Below are 21,250 nucleotides of genomic sequence, written 5' to 3'. Positions count from 1 at the left end.
TAGAACCAAGCAATTTCACTTGGTTCTATTGTTTTTATTGATGATTTGAAACATAACGGTCAACCGTTAACAGGGCTGCAGCGACATCCTCTGCACTAATTTTGAATGGCATTTCATGTATTGTTTCACCTTCAATTGTTGCTTGCTGACCAACTTTTAAAAGTTCTTCATATGTTGCATCACCCAAATGGAGTTCTGCAAGTGTAGTTGGCATTCCAATCGCTTGGTAAAGATTAATGTAGCGATCAATTTCTTCCTTTGGTCTATTTTCGAGGAAAAGTTGCGTCAACGTTCCATAGGCAACTTTTTCACCATGGGTTAAGTGATGAATATCTCCACTCAAGGCAGTAAAACCATTATGAATAGCATGAGCTGCAGCTAATCCTGCACTTTCAAAACCTAAACCACTAAGTAAGGTATTAGCTTCAATAACATTTTCTAAAGCTTTTGTAACCACTTTGGCATCACAAGCCGCTAAAGCTTGTAAACTATCATTAAATAAAGTACGCTCACATGCTTGGGCAATTGCCACGCCCGCTAAAGTCTGTCTACCGCCAGCCATCGCTATCCCATTTTTTTGTAAGACTGCTCTCGCTTCAACCCAAGTAGCTAAGCCATCTGCTATCCCAGAAGCTAGTAAACGTTTTGGCGCTTGGGCAATTACTTGAGTATCAACTAAAACTAAGTCTGGATTCTTTGAATAAAAAATATATTTTTCAAAAGCTCCTTCATCTGTATAGATTACTGATAACGCTGATGTTGGGGCATCTGTTGAAGCTACTGTTGGTGCAATGACCACTGGTAAATTAACTTTATCTGCAATTGCCTTTGCAGAGTCAATAGTTTTTCCACCACCAAGTCCAATAATAAGGTCACTATTCTTTTCTTTCGCAACAGCAACGACACGATTGATTTCATTATCAGATGCTTCTCCGTTAAAGGAAACACGATGTGGTAACAAATCGTCTTGTAGATAAGATAAAAACCTTTCTCCAACGATATTATAAACAACATCATCACAAAGGATAAGTGGAGTCTGACCTAAAGATTTGATATGTTCAATACTTTGGAATAAAGCATCCTTTCCTTGTATATAGCGCGATGGACTTGCGAAAACTTTCATTCTCAACCTCTTTCTTCTTTAAAAAATTTTATGTTAAAGATACAGCCTCAAAAGTTGGCGTTCTCTGTTAAATATGTTCTGAGTGTTGACTGGCTTTCCAATCATCTGCAAAGTCGTTAACAGCTTTTGCAATAGATGGCATCGCAAAGACTGATTCAAAAATATCTGGTCCCGCGGTGATTGATTGAGCACCCTGTGATAAGGCCTTCGTTACTTGTGAAGCGTTTTTAAAACTAGCTGCTAAAATTTTGCTAGAAGAACCTGTCCGCTCTATTGCTTGCGCTAATTCCTTAATAACTTGTGTCGCATCAATATCAAGGTTCTCCATTCGGTTAAAGTAAGGTGCTAGGTAGTCTGCTCCAGCTGATATAGCCAAAAGACCTTGCATACTGGTGTATATTGCTGTGGCTGTAATATTATAACCTTCTGCTTTTAACGTTTTAATTGCTGCTAATCCATCTGGCGTAACTGGGACTTTGATATAAATGTCATCGTCCGTTTCTTGGCGTATTTTAGCAGCATCATCCAATATTCCTTGATAATCTTTGGCCACTACTTGAACATGCAAACTTGCTTCACGTCCAATAATTTCTCGAACATCACGAATGCGTTGGAAAAAATGTATATCTCCTTCTTTCTTAGCAATGGTGGGATTTGAAGTTACACCTGCTAGTGGCAGTATATGATGCCATTTTTTTATAGCTTCTAAATTTAAAGTGTCAAGTAAAAATTCCATAATAATCTCCTAAAGAGCATGTTCTGTACGTGCAATAATATCATCTTGAGTTGCCTTAGATAGGACATTAAAGAATGCAGAATAACCTGCTACACGCACAATCAAATCGCGGTGTTTTTCAGGGTGCTTCTGAGCATCAATCAAAGTCTCACGTGAGACAACATTATACTGGATATGGTAACCATGAAGGCGATTGAAGAATGTTCTAAGTAAGGCAATTAATTTTTGTTTATCTTCTTCTTTTGCCAAGGTTTGAGGGTTGACTTTTTGGTTAAGGAGTACACCGCCGACAATCTCATCAGTTGGTAACTTCGAAACTGATTTCAAAACAGAGGTAGGTCCCTTTTTGTCCATATTATGAGATGGTGAACAACCTTCAGCTAATGGAGTTCCTGCATGCCTACCATCTGGAGTTGCTAAAGTACCTCGTCCTTGGCCTACATTTGCTGAAATAGAGGACGTTCCTGAATAGCGAATACCACCGATTGGTCCACGTCCATAGCGTGTGTTGGGATATTTAGCAATTTCTTCAACATAAACATCATAACACTCACGTACTAAACTATCCGCGTAGTCATCATCATTTCCATATTTTGGTGCTTCATTGATCAACATTTGACGAATTTCTTCACCACGCGGACCTGCGTAATCACTCTGCAATGCTTGCCATACTTCTAATGTGGTTAGGCGTTTTTCTTCAAATACTAATTTTTTAAGCGCAGCAAGTGAGTCTGAAAGATTAGCGATTCCAACTTGTAGACCAGATATGTAGTCATATACTGCACCACCTTCTTTTAAGTGCTTACCTCGTCCAATACAATCATCAGTTAAAGCTGAACAAAGAATATCAGGTACTTCTCTTTCGAGACTAATATCAATAGCATTTTCAACAATAACGCTCATTCGAGTTAAGTAACGAAGTGTTTTGTCCCAAGCTTCTTTAAGTTCTTTATATGAGGTCATCTGGGTGAAATGCCCATAAGAAGGCGCAAATCTCTTCCCAGAAGCCGGGTCAATACCGTCATTCATTGTAATTAATAACACTTTAGGGAAGTTGATATAGCTCATGCCGGTACAACGATAACCCCATTTCCCAGGAACTGCTGTTTCGACACAACCAATCGCTGAATAATCATAGGCATCTTCTTCGGAAACTCCTTTTTTAATAAATGATGGAATAATAATTTCATCATTATTAAAAGCTGGCATACCAAAGCCTAATTTCATAACTTCAATAGCTTCATTCATGAATGACTTGTCTAGGTTAGCATGATAACGAACCGTTAGATTAGGCTGTGGTAAGTGTGTCTGAGCGACTGATTTTAGTACTAGAAATGATAAAGGATTAACAGCATCTTCCTTATGTCGTGTTTGTCCTCCAATCGTTACATTTTGGTAAAGAGGACTACCAGCAGACGAAAACGTATGAGCTTGGCTACGAACCTTATTAATAGTTATTGTTTTAATCCATAGGTTAGTTAGGCGCTCAACGATCGAATCCTCAGTCTCACGTCCAGCTTCTAAGTCAGATTTAACATATGGATACATGTATTGATCAAAGCGTCCATAAGATAGAGAATGACCGTTTGATTCTATTTGAAGAATACACTGAATAAACCAAACCGATTGAACGGCTTCTGCAAACGTTTCAGCTGGGTAATAGGGCACTCGTTCACAAATACTAGCGATATCTAACAATTCCTGACGTCTCTTAGCATTTGCTGTTTTAGCTTGTTTTTTTGCTAGGATAGCAAAACGCTCTGCATAGGTTTTAACAGCTTCTATTGTAATTAAAATAGAATCATAGAAATGATATTTGTCAATACTCTCAGGCTTTGTTAAATCTAAGTCAGCTTTAGCTTTTCTTGCTTTTTTTTCAAAGCCAATAAGCCCTTCTTCTAGTAACTTCTGATAGTTGACAGCTAAGTGAGCATCCCCAGAATTCATCTTACCTTCCATCCCAAAGAAGCCTGTCTCCATATAAACTTGAACTTCTTCTGGAAGCATAACGCCCGCACGAGCCCGTAAATTATTATTTTCCCAGAAAGGTGCAATATTTCTAATTTGTTCTTTGGTTTCTTCTGTAATGTAAAAGACATCACCATCTCGTTTTTCAAAAAGGTCTAGTTCATTTACAACAAATTCTAGAGTGTATTCTGGAAAAATAGGAGCATCTTTATCAGATGAAGCTTGGTTACCGACAATCATTGTCTCATCGTCAATATAGATTGTCATTTTTTCCAAAATATTTTGCAACATGTAAGCTCTCTTTAAAACATTAGGTTTTTCCTGATGCTTTTGATAGGCTTCAGTTACCAAGATAGCACGTTCTGCATCTATGAATGGTTTCTTATCAAGAACCTTATCGCGATAAGAATACATGCGCTCTGTCAAATAGCCAAAATGCTTTTGAGAATTTTGTTGAACATCATTTGTATATTTTTGAGTGAGTAATTGTTTGGTCATAACAGCCTCCGCTTGTTTCTTTCGAAACTAAAAAGTTTTTCTTCGTAAATATAATAGCACCTAAATCCTAAAATAACAAGAAGAAAATAAAGAATAGAATGCTACATCTAAAGTTGCACAAATGTGCATTTTTAGAAAAAGGTTAAGGTGCATTACACACCTCAACCTCTTATCTGCTAGCTATCCCCTTTCCATTTCACATTCATTTTTGTAAGTAATATTATCTTGGATTTTAAAGAATGGGAAGTAAACAGCAGTTGAGATAGCTAAAATGACTATTTGGACGAGTGCACCTTGCCAACCACCTACCATGAATCCAGAAATAATTGCTGGAGTACTCCATGGTAAAGTAACACCTGAGAATGGTTGCATAAAACCAACCGCAATAGCTCCATAAACAATTAAAGCTGCCAAAACTGGTACTAAAATAAAAGGCAGAAACATCACAGGATTCATTACGATTGGAAAGCCAAAGACGATTGGCTCGTTAACATTGAAAATTGCGGGAAAAGCGGCCACTTTCCCAAGTGCCTTGTATTGTTTTGATTTTGCTGCAAAAAGCATCGCAATAACTAGTCCAAAAGTTATTCCTGAGCCCGATAAAATCAAGAAACTATCCAAAAACTGCTGTGTTACAATGTGAGCGCCATTATCTAATGTTAAGCGATTTGCTGCTAATAAAGACTTATTGGCATCTAAATTGGATAGTAACAAAGCAGTCACAATACCATTCACCACAGATTGGCCATGGACACCAAACCACCATAAGAATGAAATAAAGAAAGCAATCCCAATTGCTCCATAAAGTGAGCCTGTTAAGCCTTGCAACGGTACTTGAATGATATCATAAATCATCTCAATAAAGGTACCTCCAGTTGTTACCTTAGCAATCAAATAAACAATCATCGATAAAAGAAAGATAACAAAAGCTGGAATCATAGCTTCAAATTGTTTTGCTATTGCCTGTGGTACTTGCTCTGGCATTTTTATAACAATATGATGTTGGATAAACCATGTATAGATAGCACCAACTACTAAGCCAATAATAATTGCTCCAATAATCCCCTGACCGCCAAACCAAACCTTAGAAATAGCATCCGCTATTGCTTCTCCTTTTACAGGAATATAAGATGATTTCATTAAAATAAAGAAAGACGAAAGTGATAAAACGCCAGCAGGTAACGGTTCTACACTACTATTTTTAGCATAAGCATAAGCAATTGCAAAACAGGAAATCAAGCCCATAATCGCAAAAGTTCCTGAATAAACTTGCATAAATGGTTCTGTCCATTCTGGTCCAAAAACATTAGCTATGGCTTGATTAAGACCTTTAAATGGAAGCTGCCCTAATATTAAAAAGAGACTCCCAACAACTGTTAGTGGTAGAATTGCTAGCATGCCATCTTTGAGTGCAATAATCCCTCGCATATTGACAAACTTCATAATCGGAGTAATTATTTTCTGACTATCAAACTTTGACATATCAAGCCTCTTTTCTTGTTTCCAATAAACTCAAAGCAAGTTTCAAAACTTTTACACCATCCAACATACCATAATCTGCCATTGGAATAACTGCTATCGGTACACCGTATTCATCACAGATTGATTTTGATTTATCTAGAGTATAGCTAACTTGTGGACCAAGTAATGCAACATCTAAATCTTTAGCATAATCTGCAATTTTTCCTTGTGAATAAGCTTCAATATGTGCCTCTATCCCTTCTTTATCCGCTGCGATTTTCATATTGTTTACTAACATACCTGTTGAAAAACCTGCTGCACAGAATAAACCAATTTTTATCATATTTGATCCCCTTTACTTATTTTTGAATATGTAATTCCTGGCGTAAATCAATAATTTCTTTAATCAAGTTAATCTCAGTAATACTTGTCATCAAATGATCCTGAGAATGAATAAAGAGTGCTGAGATATCTGTCCTTGTCCCTCCTGCTTCTTGTGCAAGGAATTGTGTTTGAAGATTATGAGCTTCTAGGAGTGCACTATCTGCTAGTTCTATTTCAATCTTACTTTCTGCAAAATTTCCTTCTTTTGCAAGTTTTAAGGCTTGATAGATATGTTGTTTAGCATCCCCAGCATTCAAAATGAGCCCCATAATAATTTGGTCTGCGACTATGATTTCCATAAGCACCTCCGCTTTAATGATTTTTTATAAGTTTAAACTTTCTTACAAAAGGTTCTAGTTTTCTTTCGCAAAACAAATGTAACATGTCCCTTAATCATCGTCAATAGACTTTGCGCCCTTTATGACAATAGCGCACCTTTGTGCTTATTCTATAACAATTCACTTGGTAATAGAAACATTATCAAAAGAGCTAGGATTTATTCCTAGCTCTTTTGATATATAGTATCCACAAAGGTGTCTTTATCTAATCTTAAAATATTTAAGGCTGTGGAAAAATCAGTAACTAAATGATTAATATACCCCTTTTTTAAAACGGCTAAGAGTGCCGCAGCCTTATAATTGCCATGAGCAACCGCTATTCTATTAGGAACTTTCTGTAGTTGTTCTAAGGTAATTCCTATTGTCCTTTTAGCTAAATGTTGATTCACAGGATCACCTGAATGATTAAAAAAACGACAAGTAATTTCACCTACAGCTGCTTCTTCATCCAAGCATTGAAAATCATCTTGATTTAAAAGGTCAAGCCACTGTTGTTCATTGCTTTTAGGTTTACCACCAACGCCCACAATTGCCACATCAAGTTTTTCCCAATTATCCATTAGCCCCTCAAAATATTTTGAAGTTAATATTCCTTTCGCTAAATTAGCGTTTTCTTGAACTAGAGTTGCATTAATGAAAGTACAACTTCCTTGGAAACGCCTTGACATTTCGTAAACCAGAGTATTAACGTGATAGCGTGCATTAATATGACTTGGACCTCCGGCCAAAGGAACAAAAGAAACTTGAGAAACCGGATGAGGACGCATTGCTTCAACTACTTTACTAAGTGTCCTCCCCCAAGCAATCCCCACCTTGTCATTCTCTTTAATTTTTTTTCGAATCATAGCTGCAGCTACATGTGCTAAATCCTTCTCTATCTCTGAAGTATCGCTATCTTTTCGCGAAGAAACAATCTCAATATCTTTAAGGTGATATTTACTTTTAAAATAGGATTCTAACTGAAAAATTTCTGGATTAAAATCTGAAATTTCGATTCTAACAAGACCTTCTTCTCTCGCTTTGGCTAACATACGACTTATTGTTGTACGATAAATTCCTAATTCATTGGCAATCTCAGATTGGCTTTTCCCTTCCATATAGTAAAGGTAAGCTACTTTAGCTAACAATTTTTGACGCTCTAATTTCATACTCATAACCTTTCAGCATTTGCTTCAGTTTAACAAAAAGGTTACATCTGTGCAATTTGACATGACACTTTATCTATTATCGCCACAAATGTGCAAAATGTAAGAAAAATAGCCTCTTTTATGGTACTTGTAATAAAGATTGAATGGTAATCTCTGCTTCTTGGAACAAATTAGCAATTTCCGAATTTGGATGTTTATCTGTAATAACTTGTGATACAGTTGACAACGGAAGCTGTTCCACCAATGCAGTCTGATTAAACTTACTAGAATCTGTTAAAATAATGACTTCATCGGCAGCATTCGCCATCTCTTGTGCAACTTCAGAACGCATTAAATCTCTACCCATAAATCCTAGTTTTGGATCAAAACCATCAGTCCCAACAAAAGCTAACGAGACATGAAAAAGTGAAATCATCTTTTTCAAGAGAGGACCTACCGTAACCTGTGAACTTGATTGATACTCACCACCAAGTAAGACAATTTGGCATGAATCATACTCTCGTAAATAGTTAGCAATAAAGCAAGAGTTGGTCAAAATAGTGACATTTCGCTTTGTCTGACAGATATTTTCTGCTAAAAGAGCACAAGTAGAGCCTGATTCTATTAAGATAGTGTCATTGTCAGACACCATATTTGCAGCTAAGGCAGCAATTTCTTTTTTAGTTTTATGGTTAAAAGATAACCTAACATTAAGGTCATCCCCACTGTTTAAAACTGCATAACCGTGCTCTCTATGCAAAAGCCCTTTGCCTTCTAGTTTATCTAAATCTTTACGTATCGTTACTTTAGAAACTTGCAACAACTCCGAGAGTGTATTAACATCTATTTTTTGGTACTGGGATACTAAACTAATAATATTTTCTAATCTATTCATGAAACACCTCCTTTCTATTTTATCATTTTTTATTTATTAAACAAGTTCAATAAACTTTCATTCGTAATTGACTTTGTTACGTATAAAAGGTATACTTAAAATGAAATTGAGGAAAATAATATGACAAATGAAAAAGGTATTGTATTCAACATTCAACATTTTAGTATTCACGATGGTCCAGGTATTCGAACAACCGTTTTCTTAAAGGGTTGTCCTCTTAGATGTCCTTGGTGTGCTAATCCCGAGTCGCAAAAAATGGTTCCAGAAACAATGAGAGATGCCATTACTAATGAAAGCGTCATCGTGGGCGAAGAAAAATCGGTTGATGATATTATTGAAGAGGTTTTAAAAGATATTGATTTTTACGAAGAATCTGGTGGGGGCATAACGCTATCTGGCGGTGAAATATTTGCACAATTTGAATTTGCCAAGGCAATTTTAAAACGTGCTAAATCACTGGGAATCCACACGGCTATTGAAACAACTGCTTATACTAGACATGAACAATTCATAGATCTTATCCAATACGTTGATTTTATTTACACCGATTTAAAACATTACAATAGCCTCAAACACCAAGAAAAGACGATGGTTAAGAATGCTTCAATCATCAAAAACATTCATTATGCTTTTGCCAACGGTAAAACGATTGTGCTACGTATTCCTGTCATACCTAATTTTAACGATTCATTAGAAGATGCTGAAGAATTTGCTTGTTTATTTGATCGCCTAGATATCCGTCAAGTGCAACTCTTACCTTTCCACCAATTTGGGCAAAACAAATATCGATTACTTAATCGTCAATATGAAATGGAAGAGATCGCTGCACTACACCCAGAGGATCTACTCGATTATCAAGCTATTTTTAGCAAGTATAATATTCACTGCTACTTTTAAATATTTAAAACCTAGACTTGTCATTAATCAAATCTAGGTTTTTTGTTTATTTATTATTCAAGTAGGCTAGACCTTCCTCAACCCAACTAGGTAAATTTTCCTCAAGTGGTTTGAAACCTATCTTAAGACGATTGTTAGAAAATCGATGACGATGCTGAATATGATGTCTTTCTTCTTCAAGGGTCCGAAGCGATAAACTTGCTTTTTGTGTAAATTCATCTACATCTATAACCTGAACATAGACTTCATCACCTACACTAAGAACATCATAAATATTATCAATGTAACCTGTTTTAATTTCAGAAATATGGATAAGTCCAGTCCTACCATCCTCAAGAGAAACAAAGGCTCCATAAGGCCTAATGCCAGTGACTGTTCCCTTTAACTTATCGCCAATCTTCATTTTATTCTTTAACCTCAATCGTTAAAATAACAACATCTTCCAATGGTTTGTCTTGAGAACCAGTCTCTACTGCCGCAATCTCATCAAGTACCTCAAAAGAACTTTGGTCTACTAATTGTCCAAATACACTGTGGCGACGATCTAGATGCGGTGTACCACCTTGTCCAGCATACAACTCAGCAATTGGTGTTGGCCAACCACCTCGCTCTAATTCCTTTTTCGCATAAGGAATTTTTGTATTTTGGACGATGAAAAATTGGCTGCCATTCGTATTTGGTCCAGCATTAGCCATTGAAAGAGCTCCGCGAACATTATATAATTCCTCGGAAAATTCGTCTTCAAAACTTTCCCCATAGATAGATTCACCACCCATACCTGTACCAGTTGGATCACCACCCTGAATCATAAAATCTGGAATAATACGATGGAAGATAATACCATCATAATAACCTTGTTTAGCTAAACCAATAAAGTTTGCGACCGTTTTAGGAGCATGATCCGGGAAGAGTTTTACAGTCATATCCCCGTGATTTGTTTTAATGACAGCCACAGGACCTTCTGTATTTTCAATATCTACTTGTGGAAATGTTAATTCTTTTTCTATCAAACCTAGTTCCTCCAGGGCATACAAAATGCCATCTTCTTCTACTTTTTTTGTGATAAAATCTGCTTTTTTTTGAGCTTCTGGGTGTGACACTCCCATCGCCACAGCTAGTCCAGCATAATCAAAGAGTTCTAAATCATTGAGCTCATCTCCGAAAACCAAGATATTCTCTGGCTTTAAGCCCAAATGTTCAACAACTTTAGAAACACCTAAAGCCTTCGATGTTCCTTTTAACACAACATCTGAAGAATGATCATGCCAACGTATCAAGCGAAGATGTTCAGCTAACGGTTCAGGTAGATGAAGGCTATCTCCTTTATCTTCAAATGTCCACATCTGATAAATATCATGTTCTTTATTGAAATCTGGATTAACTTCGAGATCAGAATACACAATATCAATCGCATCATTTACCAAATCATCACGATCTGATAAAACTGCCTCATGACGACCAGCTAAACCGTACTTAATACCAACAGTGTCCGCCCATTTCTTATATTGCTCTACATATTCAGCTGGAATAGGACGATGGAAGATAATATTCTTATCCTTGTCCTTAACGTAAGCTCCATTTAATTTTACACAATAATCGGCATTTAAATCTTGAACTTCTTTTGGAACGCCATATCGTGCTCTTCCTGAAGCAATACCTACAACGATTCCTTTATCTTTCAAAGCTTTAAAAACTTTTAAGATTGATGGTGGCATATAACCTGTATCTTTAACACGAAGCGTGTCATCAATATCAAAAAACACTGCCTTTATTTTTTTTGCTTTATATTTAGTTTTTGCGTCCATGACTAACCACTTTCATTAACATAGTGCCTCTATTATATCACTTATTCATCATCTTGTGGTACCAAATGGTGTTGGAAAGCATAGACAACTGCTTGAGTTCGATCTGCTACATTTAGTTTTCCCAAAATATTAGAAACATGAGTTTTAACAGTCTTTAACGAGATAAATAATTCATCAGCAATCCTTTGATTGTCATAACCTTTGGCTAATAAATTAAGGATATCACGTTCCCTTGCTGTTAAGCCCTCATGTAAAGCTGGACATTTATCATGAGCCTTAATTTTCTTATCTACTTCATTTTCAATAGCTTGTTCTCCCCTTGAAACTTTACGAATGGCATTAAGAATCTCTGCTGCGCTTGAGGTCTTTAACATATAGCCTTTGGCACCTGCTTCAATAACAGGGTAAATTTTTTCATTATCCAAGTAAGATGTTAAGACTAAAATGGCAGCTTCTGGCCAATCCTTCAATAATGCTAAGGTTGCTTCTACACCGTCCATTTCAGGCATTACTAAGTCCATAACAACAACGTCTGGACGTAACTCCAGTGCTTTTTTTATGCCTTCTAAACCATTTGAGGCCTCACCTATTACTTCAACATCAGCTTGTAAGTTTAAAAAACTTTTTAAACCGAGACGAACCATCTCATGGTCATCAACAAGTACAATTTTTATTTTATCCATTTTTATCCTCACTCTGATTTACTAAAGGTAATCTTATATCCATAGCAACTCCTTTACCAGGCTGACTGAGAAGCTGTAAATTTCCTGCTAAATCTTCTACTCGATCTTCAATATTTTTTAACCCATAACTTAAATCATAGACAGAATCCATATCAAATCCAATACCATTATCAATCATTTTTAACTGCAATTCATTCTCTGTTTGATTAAGGTAAACTTCGAGACGACTGGCTTGTGAATGCTTTAAAGTATTACTGATAAATTCTTGACCAATTCTAAAAATATTGTCTTCAATCTTTTTGGGTAAGGTTAGAATTGATTCATGATAAACAACTTCAATGTCGCTCTTATCGGTCAATTCTTTCAATATCATTCTGAATCCTTCAGATAGGGTCTTATTTTCTAATTCAACTGGCCTCAAATGAAGTAGCAGAATTCTCAAATCATTTTGTGCATGCTGAAGCATTTCTTCTACTGCTAATAATTGCGAGCCAACCTGATCAACGTCTAGCTGAGAAACATTCTGTGCTATCCCTGACAAAACCATGGAAGCAGCGAACAAATCCTGACTAACTGTGTCGTGTAAATCACGTGCAATACGCTTACGTTCTTGTTTCACAATTTCTTGGCTTTTTAAAATACGACTATTTTCCTTAGATTGTAGACTTGCTGTCATTAAATTCATTTTTTTAGAGAGCCGTTGAATATTGGTCGATATTTCAGTACCATCATCGGTAACATTTATTGATTGGTTATTTAAAATGCGACGTAAATTATGGTTAATTTGACGTTTACTATTATCATCTAATAAAAACCAAGTTAGCAATAAAAGGATAGTTACCGCTAAAGATAGAAAGAAAATAGAGAAAATCAATTGTTCAATCAGCCACAAACGAGACGTTTGATAGAGGTGCACCAAATTAACACCCAAACTATCAATAATGACAAAACAAATGGCAAATATAATGACACTTCCATAGAAGAAAGCTAAAAAGTAGTGGTGCTTTTTCATTTACGACTAACCTCAACTTTCCCAGCGATAGTGTTTACAACTAATTTGACACGTTTCAAAAGGTAATATTCTTCCTCTTGTGACAATTTTATAGATTCATTTCTTAGATCATACTCCTCAAAATCAAAGTACTGTACACTACCGTAAACAGAACTAATATCAGCCTTTACGGCAACGTCTAAAGGAACCAATACTTTAGTATCACCAAAAACTTTTTGAATTATAATAACATTATCCTGCCCAGATACAATAACATTTGTTAAATCAATTGTATCAGTCCCAGAGATTCTTATAATATTAATATCTTCAAAAGCATAAAAGTCACTTTCGTGTTGATCAGTACCTAACCATTGGTTTCGTGTTGTCTTAACATCTAATTGATGATTCTTAAATTGAATCAAAGCATAACGATTTTTTTTCTTAACTTGCGAGAAATGATTGATTAGAACATACAAAACTGCAAAAACAACGGCTGCAATAATGTAAGGGTTAAGCATAAAAATTAAAAATAGTAATAACAAACTTGTCGTTAACAGAAAATTATGACGACTATCGTTGTTATAAAATCTTAAGGCTAAAAGAATCAAAGCGAGAATAAAAATAAAACTTGTCCAGTCATCAGATAAAATTTTCATTAATCCCATAACTAAGACAACGGCTTCAACAAGTAGAAAAAACTGAAATTTTTTCATAATAATCCTTCCATTACTCTATATGACGTATTTTATCAAAAAGCCCTATACTTTGCACCATTATTGAGAGAAAAATTTGGCATATTGGCAGAGAACCTTTCTAGGCATGGTCTCTGCCATAGCAAATTAAAAAGAAGACTTTAACATCTTCTTTTTAATTTTATTGAGTTAATGGATTGTTAGCTGTTCCTGTATTAGTTGTACTATCACTTGGTAGTGTTGAACTACTTGTAGAAGTGCTACTACTATCAGAAGTGCTAGCATCCGTTGATGAGCTTACAGAATCCGAGGTAGTTGTTCCTGTTGAGCTTGAAGCCGAAGAATCTATTGGCGTAGATGATGAGTTATTCGTTGTTTTAGAACCAAGAAGATACAGCTTAACTTTATCTCCTCTCCTTAATCCAACTTCTCCTCCGTAATAAGGATCCTGACTTGCTATCTTACTTGAAGATGGAGGTGTTACTACTGTTTGATAAACGCCATTTTGCATTTGATAGAAGACAAGATTATCTGCATCTAATCCGAGGTCTGTCAAGGTTTCTATTACTTCTCCAACTGTCATACCTGTTACATCAGGCATAATCATTGGATCATTAACAGCAACCGTAAGTGTTAATTTCTTATTACCATCAGGATTAAAAGATGTTCCTTCTGGAAGCGACTGTGCTAAGATTGTACCAGTAGTATAATCATTATTAATTTTACGCTTAACCTTGATTAAAGATTTTTTAACACCTTTGCCTTGAAGATCTTTGAGGATATCTTTGTAATTATGTTCCTTATAATTACCTAGAGTGAAACTCTTGTTTGGAGTGGCAATATAAAGATTAACTTTAGCCCCTTCTCTGCGAGAACGTCCTGCAGCAGGGTCTGTTTTTACGACAAGTCCTTCTGAAACACTATCACTCTCAATATTACGAATAGCTCCTACTTTCAATCCAGAATTTTCCAATGTCATTTTTGCTTGAGCTACTGTTTTGTTGCTAACATCTGGAACACGAATAGTCGTAGGACTTACTAAAATTTTATAAGCAAATACAATTATTCCTACAACACAGAGTGCAAAGAATAATTTCATGATTGTACCAAGAAGTCGATGAGAAGCCTTCTTTTTAGACTTCGTTTTATCGTTACTCGCAGAATCAGGAGTTATTTTTTCTGTTGTTTTGGCCTGTTTTTGATTACGCAACAGTTGTTCTGTCGTTAGAGATGATACTGTAGATGTTACTTTGGGTAGTGTCTTAGTACTCTCAGTATCATTAAAAACAAGTTTTGGTTCACGGTGACGTGTCGAGCTTAGAGCAGTTGATAAATCACGTCCCATCTCATAAGTTGTCTTATAGCGATCTGTTAGCTTTTTAGCTGTTGCTTTAATGACAATGTTTTCCAAAGCTTGTGGAACGCTTTTATTTTCTGCAAGGATTGATGGTAGTGGTTTTTGGAAGTGCTGTAGGGCAATAGTAACTGCACTATCCCCATCATAAGGAATATGGCCAGTTAACATTTCAAAAAGCATGATTCCCATGGCATAAATATCACTCTGAACAGTCGCTTTTGAACCACGCGCCTGCTCTGGCGATAAATAATGAACACTACCTAACATAGAATTCGTTTGCGTTAAACTAGTTTCAGCAAACGCTACCGCAATACCGAAATCTGTAACTTTTACAGTCCCTTTTTTAGTTAATAAAATATTTTGAGGTTTTAAATCACGGTGTACGATACCTTTCTGATGTGCCAGTGACATGGCTGAAAGGACTTCATTCATGATTCGAACAACTTCATTATTTGATAGGGGTGCATTGTCTTGAATATACTTTTTTAAATCGAATCCATCAACATATTCCATTACTAAGAACTGCTGTCCGTCTTCTTCACCTATATCACGAATAGCGACAATATTAGGATGTGTCAGCTCAGCCATTGCTCGTGCTTCTCTCTGGAAGCGAGCAACCGCAATCTGATCTGTTTGATAATTGGTTCGCAATACTTTTATTGCGACCTCTTCATTATCTAAAATTAGATCTCGAGCTAGATAAACATCCGCCATTCCACCTCGTCCGATTGATTTAAGGATCCGATAACGACCAGCAAATAATTTGCCAATCTGAATCATTAAACCGCCTCACTTTCAACGTAAACTAGTGCCACAGTGATATTATCAAGACCTCCTCTATGGTTTGCTAGAGTGATTAAATCTTGATTCTTATCATCTAAGGTTTTTTCTTGTGTTAGTACTGTAGCAATATCGGCATTACTCAACATATTAGTTAGTCCATCACTATTAACTACAAGGTAGTCACCTTCTTCAAGTAGATGAACTCCTAAATCAGGTTCGACTGGATTGGCTTGACCAATTGATTGCGTAATAATATTTTTTTGAGGATGACTAGCAGCTTCTTCTTCTGTTAATTGGCCAGCTTTTACCAATTCATTAACAAGAGAATGATCACTCGTCAATAAATGATACTCTCCTTGACGAACGATACCGATACGTGAATCTCCTACATGTGCGAAAATAATATTATCTCCTACAATGGCAACTGCTTCAATGGTAGTTCCCATACCTTTGTAATCATCTGACTGACCTAATTCATATATTTTGCGATTCTCTGTTTCAATAGAGACAAGCATCCAATCACGAATTTCTGATAACTCAGAAAAATCTGTCTCCGCCCAATCACTTCCTAGATCAGTTACAGTCATCTCGCTAGCAATATTTCCTGCACGATGTCCTCCCATACCATCTGCTAAGATGATTAGTGGGACGCCGGCTTTATTTTCAAATTGATTAATAAAATCTTGATTATTGGAACGACGTTGCCCAATATCTGTTAAAAGAGATATTTCCATATATTTTTTTCTGACGATGTCAGTTTCCTCCTAGACACTACAAGATACGTTTGACTTGTCCAATAAAAAAGCCATCTGTATGATATTGTTCAGGGCTTATACTAATACAGCCTCTCTTTACAATATCCTCTTGTGTATGACTCAGTTCTACTTGCTCAAAATTGGGGTGGTTTTCTAAGAATTTTTCAATAACTTGAAAATTTTCTTCCTCAAAAATGGTACAAGTGCTATAGGTTATTATACCACCTTTACGTAGCGTTTGACAAACGCTAGATAGGATAGACAATTGAATCTCTTGGAGTGCTTCAAAGTCTTGATTAGCTTTATTGTACTTAATATCTGGTTTACGGCGAATTAGCCCGATACCTGAACAAGGTGCGTCTACTAAAATTTTGTCAAAAGTATCCTCAAGAAAATACTCATGAGCTTTACTTGCATCTAACTTTTTAGTTTTTATCTTATCTGACAGACCTAGGCGTTTTGCATTTTCCATAACCAATTCCAATTTATGATCATACAAATCTAAAGCAGTTACTGCCCCTGTAGTCAAATATGAGGCGATATGACTTGTTTTTCCTCCTGGTGCACTACATGCATCCAATACTTGGTCATTACCTGAGACTTTGAGTGTTGGAGCAACTAATTGACTAGATTCATCTTGGATAGTAATGAGGCCATCTTGGAAAAATGATGTCGATGCAAAATTTCCTGAGTCTGCAACTAAAGCTGTCTCTGCAATATGTGAATCTCTAACATTTAAAGTTTCTTTGATAGTTTGTTTTTGCGATAAGTCAGTCACACGAAGACTGGCTTTATTTCGCTCAAATAAACTCTCCATAATAGCTAAAGCTCTTGTCTCACCATATTGGTCAATTAATTTTTTTACGAGCCACACTGGCATGGAATAAGCAACAGAGTAACGTTTGTTTTGGCGTTTTATTGATGCAATTTCAGGGAGCGTCTCCGAACTTACTCTTCGTAAAACGGCATTAATTAACTTTTCAGCACCCTTTTTATTGCCTCGATTCTTAGCAATAGTGACAGCATCATTAACAATAGCGTGATCTGGGATGTTGTCCAGATAGAGTAGTTGATAAAGGCTCAGTAGCAAGAGATGATATACCCATAATTCAAGCTTATCACGATCAACTATAAAGTGTGATAGATACCATTCTAGCGTTATTTTTCTAGCCACAGTTCCATAGACAATTTCTGTTACTAAGGCACGATCTTTATCTGATAGTCTAGATTTTTTTAAACTCTTATTAAGTGCGATATTAGAATAAGCTCCTTTATCAAAAACTTCCTCTAAAGTCATTAAAGCTAAACCACGCGCACTCTTTTTCCAATCATTCGCCAAATTTATCTCCTATTTCTAAATTACGACCAACACCATTTAAAAAGTCTTTTATATCCATACGAGGTTTCCCTGCTGGTTGAACTGATTTGAGTTCAATAGCTCCGTCACCAGTTGCTACTGTCAATGAGTTCTTTGTCTTAGCGATCACTTGACCCGGTGAGCCCTTTCCTTCTGACATTGTTACTTCATAAAGTTTAAAACGATTTCCCTCCAAAAGGGTATGTGCAACTGGCCATGGATACATCCCTCGAACATGGTTAAAAATGTCGCGCGATGATTTATTCCAATCAATTCTCTCTTCATCTGGACTAATATTAGGAGAAAAACTTACCTCTTCTTCATTTTGTGGTATCGGCTTAATATCACCTGATAGATAACCTGGAAGCGTATCTAATAAAAGGTCACGACCAACAACGGCGAGTCTATCAAACATTGTCCCTACATTGTCTTCATCAGTTATCTCAACGGAAGCTTTTGATACCATATCCCCTGCATCCATCTTTGCAACCATTTCCATGATGGTAACCCCAGCTTCTTTTTCGCCATTAATAATGGCATAATGAATTGGTGCCCCACCACGATATTTTGGCAATAGAGAAGCATGTACATTAATTGCAAAACCTACCGATTCCAAAAGCTTTGTTGGTAAGAATTGACCAAAAGCAGCTGTTACAATACCATCTGCACCTAGGGTCATTAGTTGTTCTAATTCTGGACTTCCAGATAGTTTTTCCGGCTGATACACAGGAATGTTGTTTTCCAAGGCCACTTCTTTTACAGGGGTCATTTTAATTTCTTTTTTACGACCTACAGCACGATCTGGTTGCGTCACAACAGCTAAAACATCATACTTACCATCTGCTAAAATACCTTTTAAAACCGTCGCTGAAAAATCAGGGGTCCCCATGAATAATAATTTTGTCATTGCTTTTTCCTCGTCTTTCTTTTCTCAATTATATCATAGCACTATTCTACATCATATTTTGCGGTTCGTGGTCTATTGCTAAGCGAAGATCTCTATTCTCCTTGTCTTGAGTCATGTCTAATAAGCGATTCAAAACAAGTTCAAGGTTGTCCTCAAATCGATACTTGATAATAATTTGGTAGTGATAAAGGTTATGTGTTCTTGCAATTGGTTTTGGCGTTGGACCTAACAACTTTACTTTATCACTAAAGCCTTGCTTCAATAAACTTAATACTTCATAAGATTTTCGTATTAACCACTCTTCATCTTTATGCGATAATGTTAAACCAACTGTAAAATAATAAGGAGGATAACCAAGTTGTCGACGGATATTCATTTCATATTGATAAAAAGCTTCAAAATCTTGCTTTTGGGCTAATTGAATAGCATAATGATTAGGATTATAAGTTTGAATGACAACCTCGCCTTCTTTTTCAGCACGCCCAGCACGTCCAGCCACTTGAGTTAATAGCTGAAAAGTTCGCTCTGATGATCGAAAATCAGGTAAATTCAGAGAAGTATCTGCATTTAGTACTCCAACTAAAGTAACATTTGGAAAATCCAATCCCTTAGCAATCATCTGTGTTCCCAATAAAATATCAGCTTCATGATTTCCGAAACGCTTCAAAATAGACTCATGACCGCCTTTTTGCCTTGTCGTATCAACATCCATCCGTAAAATCTTTGCGTCTGGGATAACTTTCAAAAGTTCTTCATAAGCTTTTTGGGTTCCAGTACCATAGTAAGAGATACTTTTACTATTGCAATTTGGACATGTTCTTGGAATAGGCTTTTCAAACCCACAATAATGACAATTCATGGTCTTTGTAGCCATATGTAAAGTCAGAGAAATGTCACAATTAGGACATTGATCAACGTAGCCGCAGTCTCGACACATAATAAAACTAGAATAACCTCTACGATTGAGCATAAGAACCACTTGCTCTTTCTTATCTAATCTATCTCGGATTTTATCTAGTAAATATGATGTGAAATTACTAACTTCTTGTTGACCAATAAAATTTCTAAAATCAATAATTTCAACCTGAGGAATACGTGCTTTAGGATTAGCACGATGTTTTAATTCTAAAAATTTATAAACATCCCGACTAGCTCTAGCTCGGCTTTCGATACTTGGAGTTGCTGATCCCATTAGTAACACAGCTTTATAATATTCTGCACGTAGCAAGGCCACATCGCGCGCATGATACCTTGGGTTAGATTCTTGCTTATAAGTTGATTCATGTTCCTCATCTATAATGATGGCTCCGATATTTTCCAAAGGAGCAAAAATTGCTGAACGAGCTCCAACGACAACTTTAGCTTGACCTGATTTTATCTTTCGCCACTCATCAAATTTTTCACCTTCTGACAAGCCCGAGTGCATAATAGCAACTTGCTTTCCAAAACGAGAAATAAAACGATTCGTCATCTGGGGAGTTAAAGAAATTTCTGGAACGAGAACAATCGCTGTTTTTCCCAACTTTAAAACGTTATCAATGATATGAAGATATACCTCTGTCTTACCAGACCCTGTAATCCCCTCCAACAAGAAGGGTTTATTCTGTTCCTTACCAATTTGGTCAACAACTATTTTAACTACTTTAGCTTGTTCCTGATTTAAATCCAAAAAATCCGTTTTTAGGATTCCTTTAAAATAATTATCAGATCTACTAGCTTCTTTTTCAATGACTTCAATGATTCCTTCTTCTCTGAAAAAATTAACCACAGGAGATGAAAATTGTTTGTTTAAAGCTGTGAGGCGCCCTGGTTGAGGATTTTCTAACAGGAATTCTTTCAACTCCAGTCTCTTTTTCGCTCTTGCTGCTATTTGGCTCTTTTCTAACAGAGTTCTGTTGATTTTGTAAATCTTTTCTGTTTTTATTGTTTTCTTATCTTTGGCTAAATATTGAACTTCTATGAAACCTTTTTGAATTAATCTGCCTGCTTTTTTGGCATCTTGAGAAGACAAACTTGAAAAGACAATTTCCGTTTTATGACCAAATAGATCTTCTCTATCTTCTGATGGTAATGTGTCTGTTGCTAACAAGAGTTTATCATATTGCGAATTCAAAAGACTTGGTAACATTGATTTCAAAATAGATATTTTATAAGAAAAGACAGTATGGCGCATCTGATCAGCTAAGTCTAGTTGTTCCTGATTTAAAACAGGTTCAAAATCTAGGACCTCCGCAATATCCTTAGTCTCTAATTCATCATCATCTCTGAAACCGACAACAAAGCCTTGCAAAAGACGATTTCCTCTTCCAAAAGGAACATGAACGCGTACTCCTACTTGTACCAAATCTTCCAAATCTTTAGGAATGGCATACGAAAATGGTTTATCTGTCTGCATCAGAGGAATATCAACAATAACCTGTGCTAATTTTCTTGCCATAAACCCTCCCTAATTCTCTAAAATATGAAAAGAGGCTGATACAGAATGTTTCAACC

Annotated in this window: 19 protein-coding genes; 1 reads left to right on the top strand and 18 read right to left on the bottom strand. The window is 36.2% G+C overall.

Features of this window, described 5'->3' with window-relative positions; all coding sequences use genetic code 11:
* Window positions 1–34 precede the first annotated feature (34 nt).
* The 8 genes from QOR44_RS01865 to QOR44_RS01830 all read right to left on the bottom strand — a co-directional run bounded on the left by QOR44_RS01865 (window position 35) and on the right by QOR44_RS01830 (window position 8,530).
* A complete protein-coding gene (locus QOR44_RS01865) occupies window positions 35–1,123 on the bottom strand; it encodes a glycerol dehydrogenase (RefSeq protein WP_000862118.1) in 1,089 nt (362 codons plus the stop codon).
* A gap of 67 nt (window positions 1,124–1,190) precedes the next feature.
* A complete protein-coding gene (locus tag QOR44_RS01860; protein ID WP_000394891.1) occupies window positions 1,191–1,859 on the bottom strand; it encodes a fructose-6-phosphate aldolase in 669 nt (222 codons plus the stop codon).
* A gap of 9 nt (window positions 1,860–1,868) precedes the next feature.
* On the bottom strand, window positions 1,869–4,325 hold the full coding sequence (locus QOR44_RS01855; RefSeq protein ID WP_000166134.1) for a glycyl radical protein: 2,457 nt from the start codon (window positions 4,323–4,325) through the stop codon (window positions 1,869–1,871).
* A 180-nt stretch (window positions 4,326–4,505) separates the two neighbouring features.
* Window positions 4,506–5,807 (bottom strand): PTS sugar transporter subunit IIC, encoded by a 1,302-nt coding sequence (locus tag QOR44_RS01850; RefSeq protein WP_000032676.1) that lies wholly within the window; start codon window positions 5,805–5,807, stop codon window positions 4,506–4,508.
* Window position 5,808: 1 nt separating this feature from the next.
* Window positions 5,809–6,129: a PTS sugar transporter subunit IIB gene (locus QOR44_RS01845; RefSeq protein ID WP_000590363.1), complete on the bottom strand. Its 321-nt coding sequence runs from the start codon at window positions 6,127–6,129 to the stop codon at window positions 5,809–5,811.
* Between the two features lie 16 nt (window positions 6,130–6,145).
* Window positions 6,146–6,469 (bottom strand): PTS lactose/cellobiose transporter subunit IIA, encoded by a 324-nt coding sequence (locus QOR44_RS01840; protein WP_000402898.1) that lies wholly within the window; start codon window positions 6,467–6,469, stop codon window positions 6,146–6,148.
* Between the two features lie 203 nt (window positions 6,470–6,672).
* Complete coding sequence (locus tag QOR44_RS01835; RefSeq protein WP_000764455.1) at window positions 6,673–7,656, bottom strand: sugar-binding transcriptional regulator; 984 nt, start codon at window positions 7,654–7,656, stop codon at window positions 6,673–6,675.
* A 118-nt stretch (window positions 7,657–7,774) separates the two neighbouring features.
* Entirely contained in the window at window positions 7,775–8,530 is a 756-nt protein-coding gene (locus QOR44_RS01830) for a DeoR/GlpR family DNA-binding transcription regulator (RefSeq protein WP_001080746.1), read from the bottom strand.
* A gap of 120 nt (window positions 8,531–8,650) precedes the next feature.
* Here QOR44_RS01830 and QOR44_RS01825 point away from each other — a divergent pair, with 120 nt between their 5' ends.
* Window positions 8,651–9,427, top strand: a complete 777-nt coding sequence (locus QOR44_RS01825) for a glycyl-radical enzyme activating protein (RefSeq protein ID WP_000180538.1) — start codon at window positions 8,651–8,653, stop codon at window positions 9,425–9,427.
* A 46-nt stretch (window positions 9,428–9,473) separates the two neighbouring features.
* Here the strand turns inward: QOR44_RS01825 and QOR44_RS01820 are convergent, their stop codons facing one another.
* The 10 genes from QOR44_RS01820 to QOR44_RS01775 form a co-directional block, all read right to left on the bottom strand.
* A complete protein-coding gene (locus tag QOR44_RS01820; RefSeq protein WP_000689608.1) occupies window positions 9,474–9,830 on the bottom strand; it encodes a S1 RNA-binding domain-containing protein in 357 nt (118 codons plus the stop codon).
* Window position 9,831: 1 nt separating this feature from the next.
* Window positions 9,832–11,232, bottom strand: coding sequence for a bifunctional Cof-type HAD-IIB family hydrolase/peptidylprolyl isomerase (locus QOR44_RS01815; protein WP_000339133.1), 1,401 nt, complete (start codon window positions 11,230–11,232; stop codon window positions 9,832–9,834).
* A gap of 41 nt (window positions 11,233–11,273) precedes the next feature.
* Window positions 11,274–11,915: a response regulator transcription factor gene (locus tag QOR44_RS01810; RefSeq protein WP_000357892.1), complete on the bottom strand. Its 642-nt coding sequence runs from the start codon at window positions 11,913–11,915 to the stop codon at window positions 11,274–11,276.
* Window positions 11,908–12,927 (bottom strand): envelope stress sensor histidine kinase LiaS, encoded by a 1,020-nt coding sequence (locus QOR44_RS01805; RefSeq protein WP_000716170.1) that lies wholly within the window; start codon window positions 12,925–12,927, stop codon window positions 11,908–11,910. The genes QOR44_RS01810 and QOR44_RS01805 overlap by 8 nt, the downstream gene beginning before the upstream one ends.
* The gene (liaF, locus tag QOR44_RS01800; RefSeq protein ID WP_000714456.1) at window positions 12,924–13,619 is read right to left on the bottom strand and encodes a cell wall-active antibiotics response protein LiaF; all 696 of its coding nucleotides are present in this window, start codon (window positions 13,617–13,619) and stop codon (window positions 12,924–12,926) included. The genes QOR44_RS01805 and liaF overlap by 4 nt, the downstream gene beginning before the upstream one ends.
* Window positions 13,620–13,779: 160 nt before the next feature.
* Window positions 13,780–15,735, bottom strand: coding sequence for a Stk1 family PASTA domain-containing Ser/Thr kinase (gene pknB, locus QOR44_RS01795; RefSeq protein WP_000614568.1), 1,956 nt, complete (start codon window positions 15,733–15,735; stop codon window positions 13,780–13,782).
* Complete coding sequence (locus tag QOR44_RS01790) at window positions 15,735–16,472, bottom strand: Stp1/IreP family PP2C-type Ser/Thr phosphatase (RefSeq protein ID WP_000406233.1); 738 nt, start codon at window positions 16,470–16,472, stop codon at window positions 15,735–15,737. The genes pknB and QOR44_RS01790 overlap by 1 nt, the downstream gene beginning before the upstream one ends.
* 37 nt (window positions 16,473–16,509) lie before the next feature.
* Window positions 16,510–17,832 carry a 16S rRNA (cytosine(967)-C(5))-methyltransferase RsmB gene (gene rsmB, locus QOR44_RS01785; RefSeq protein ID WP_001262599.1) on the bottom strand — a complete coding sequence of 441 codons (1,323 nt, stop codon included), beginning with the start codon at window positions 17,830–17,832 and terminating at the stop codon, window positions 16,510–16,512.
* Window positions 17,822–18,757: a methionyl-tRNA formyltransferase gene (gene fmt / locus QOR44_RS01780; RefSeq protein WP_000163893.1), complete on the bottom strand. Its 936-nt coding sequence runs from the start codon at window positions 18,755–18,757 to the stop codon at window positions 17,822–17,824. The genes rsmB and fmt overlap by 11 nt, the downstream gene beginning before the upstream one ends.
* A gap of 46 nt (window positions 18,758–18,803) precedes the next feature.
* Window positions 18,804–21,194, bottom strand: a complete 2,391-nt coding sequence (locus QOR44_RS01775; RefSeq protein WP_000101528.1) for a primosomal protein N' — start codon at window positions 21,192–21,194, stop codon at window positions 18,804–18,806.
* Window positions 21,195–21,250 lie beyond the last annotated feature (56 nt).

Source organism: Streptococcus agalactiae, assembly GCF_949788565.1.
GTDB lineage: Bacteria > Bacillota > Bacilli > Lactobacillales > Streptococcaceae > Streptococcus > Streptococcus agalactiae.
This window is presented reverse-complemented; position numbering and strand designations above follow the sequence as displayed.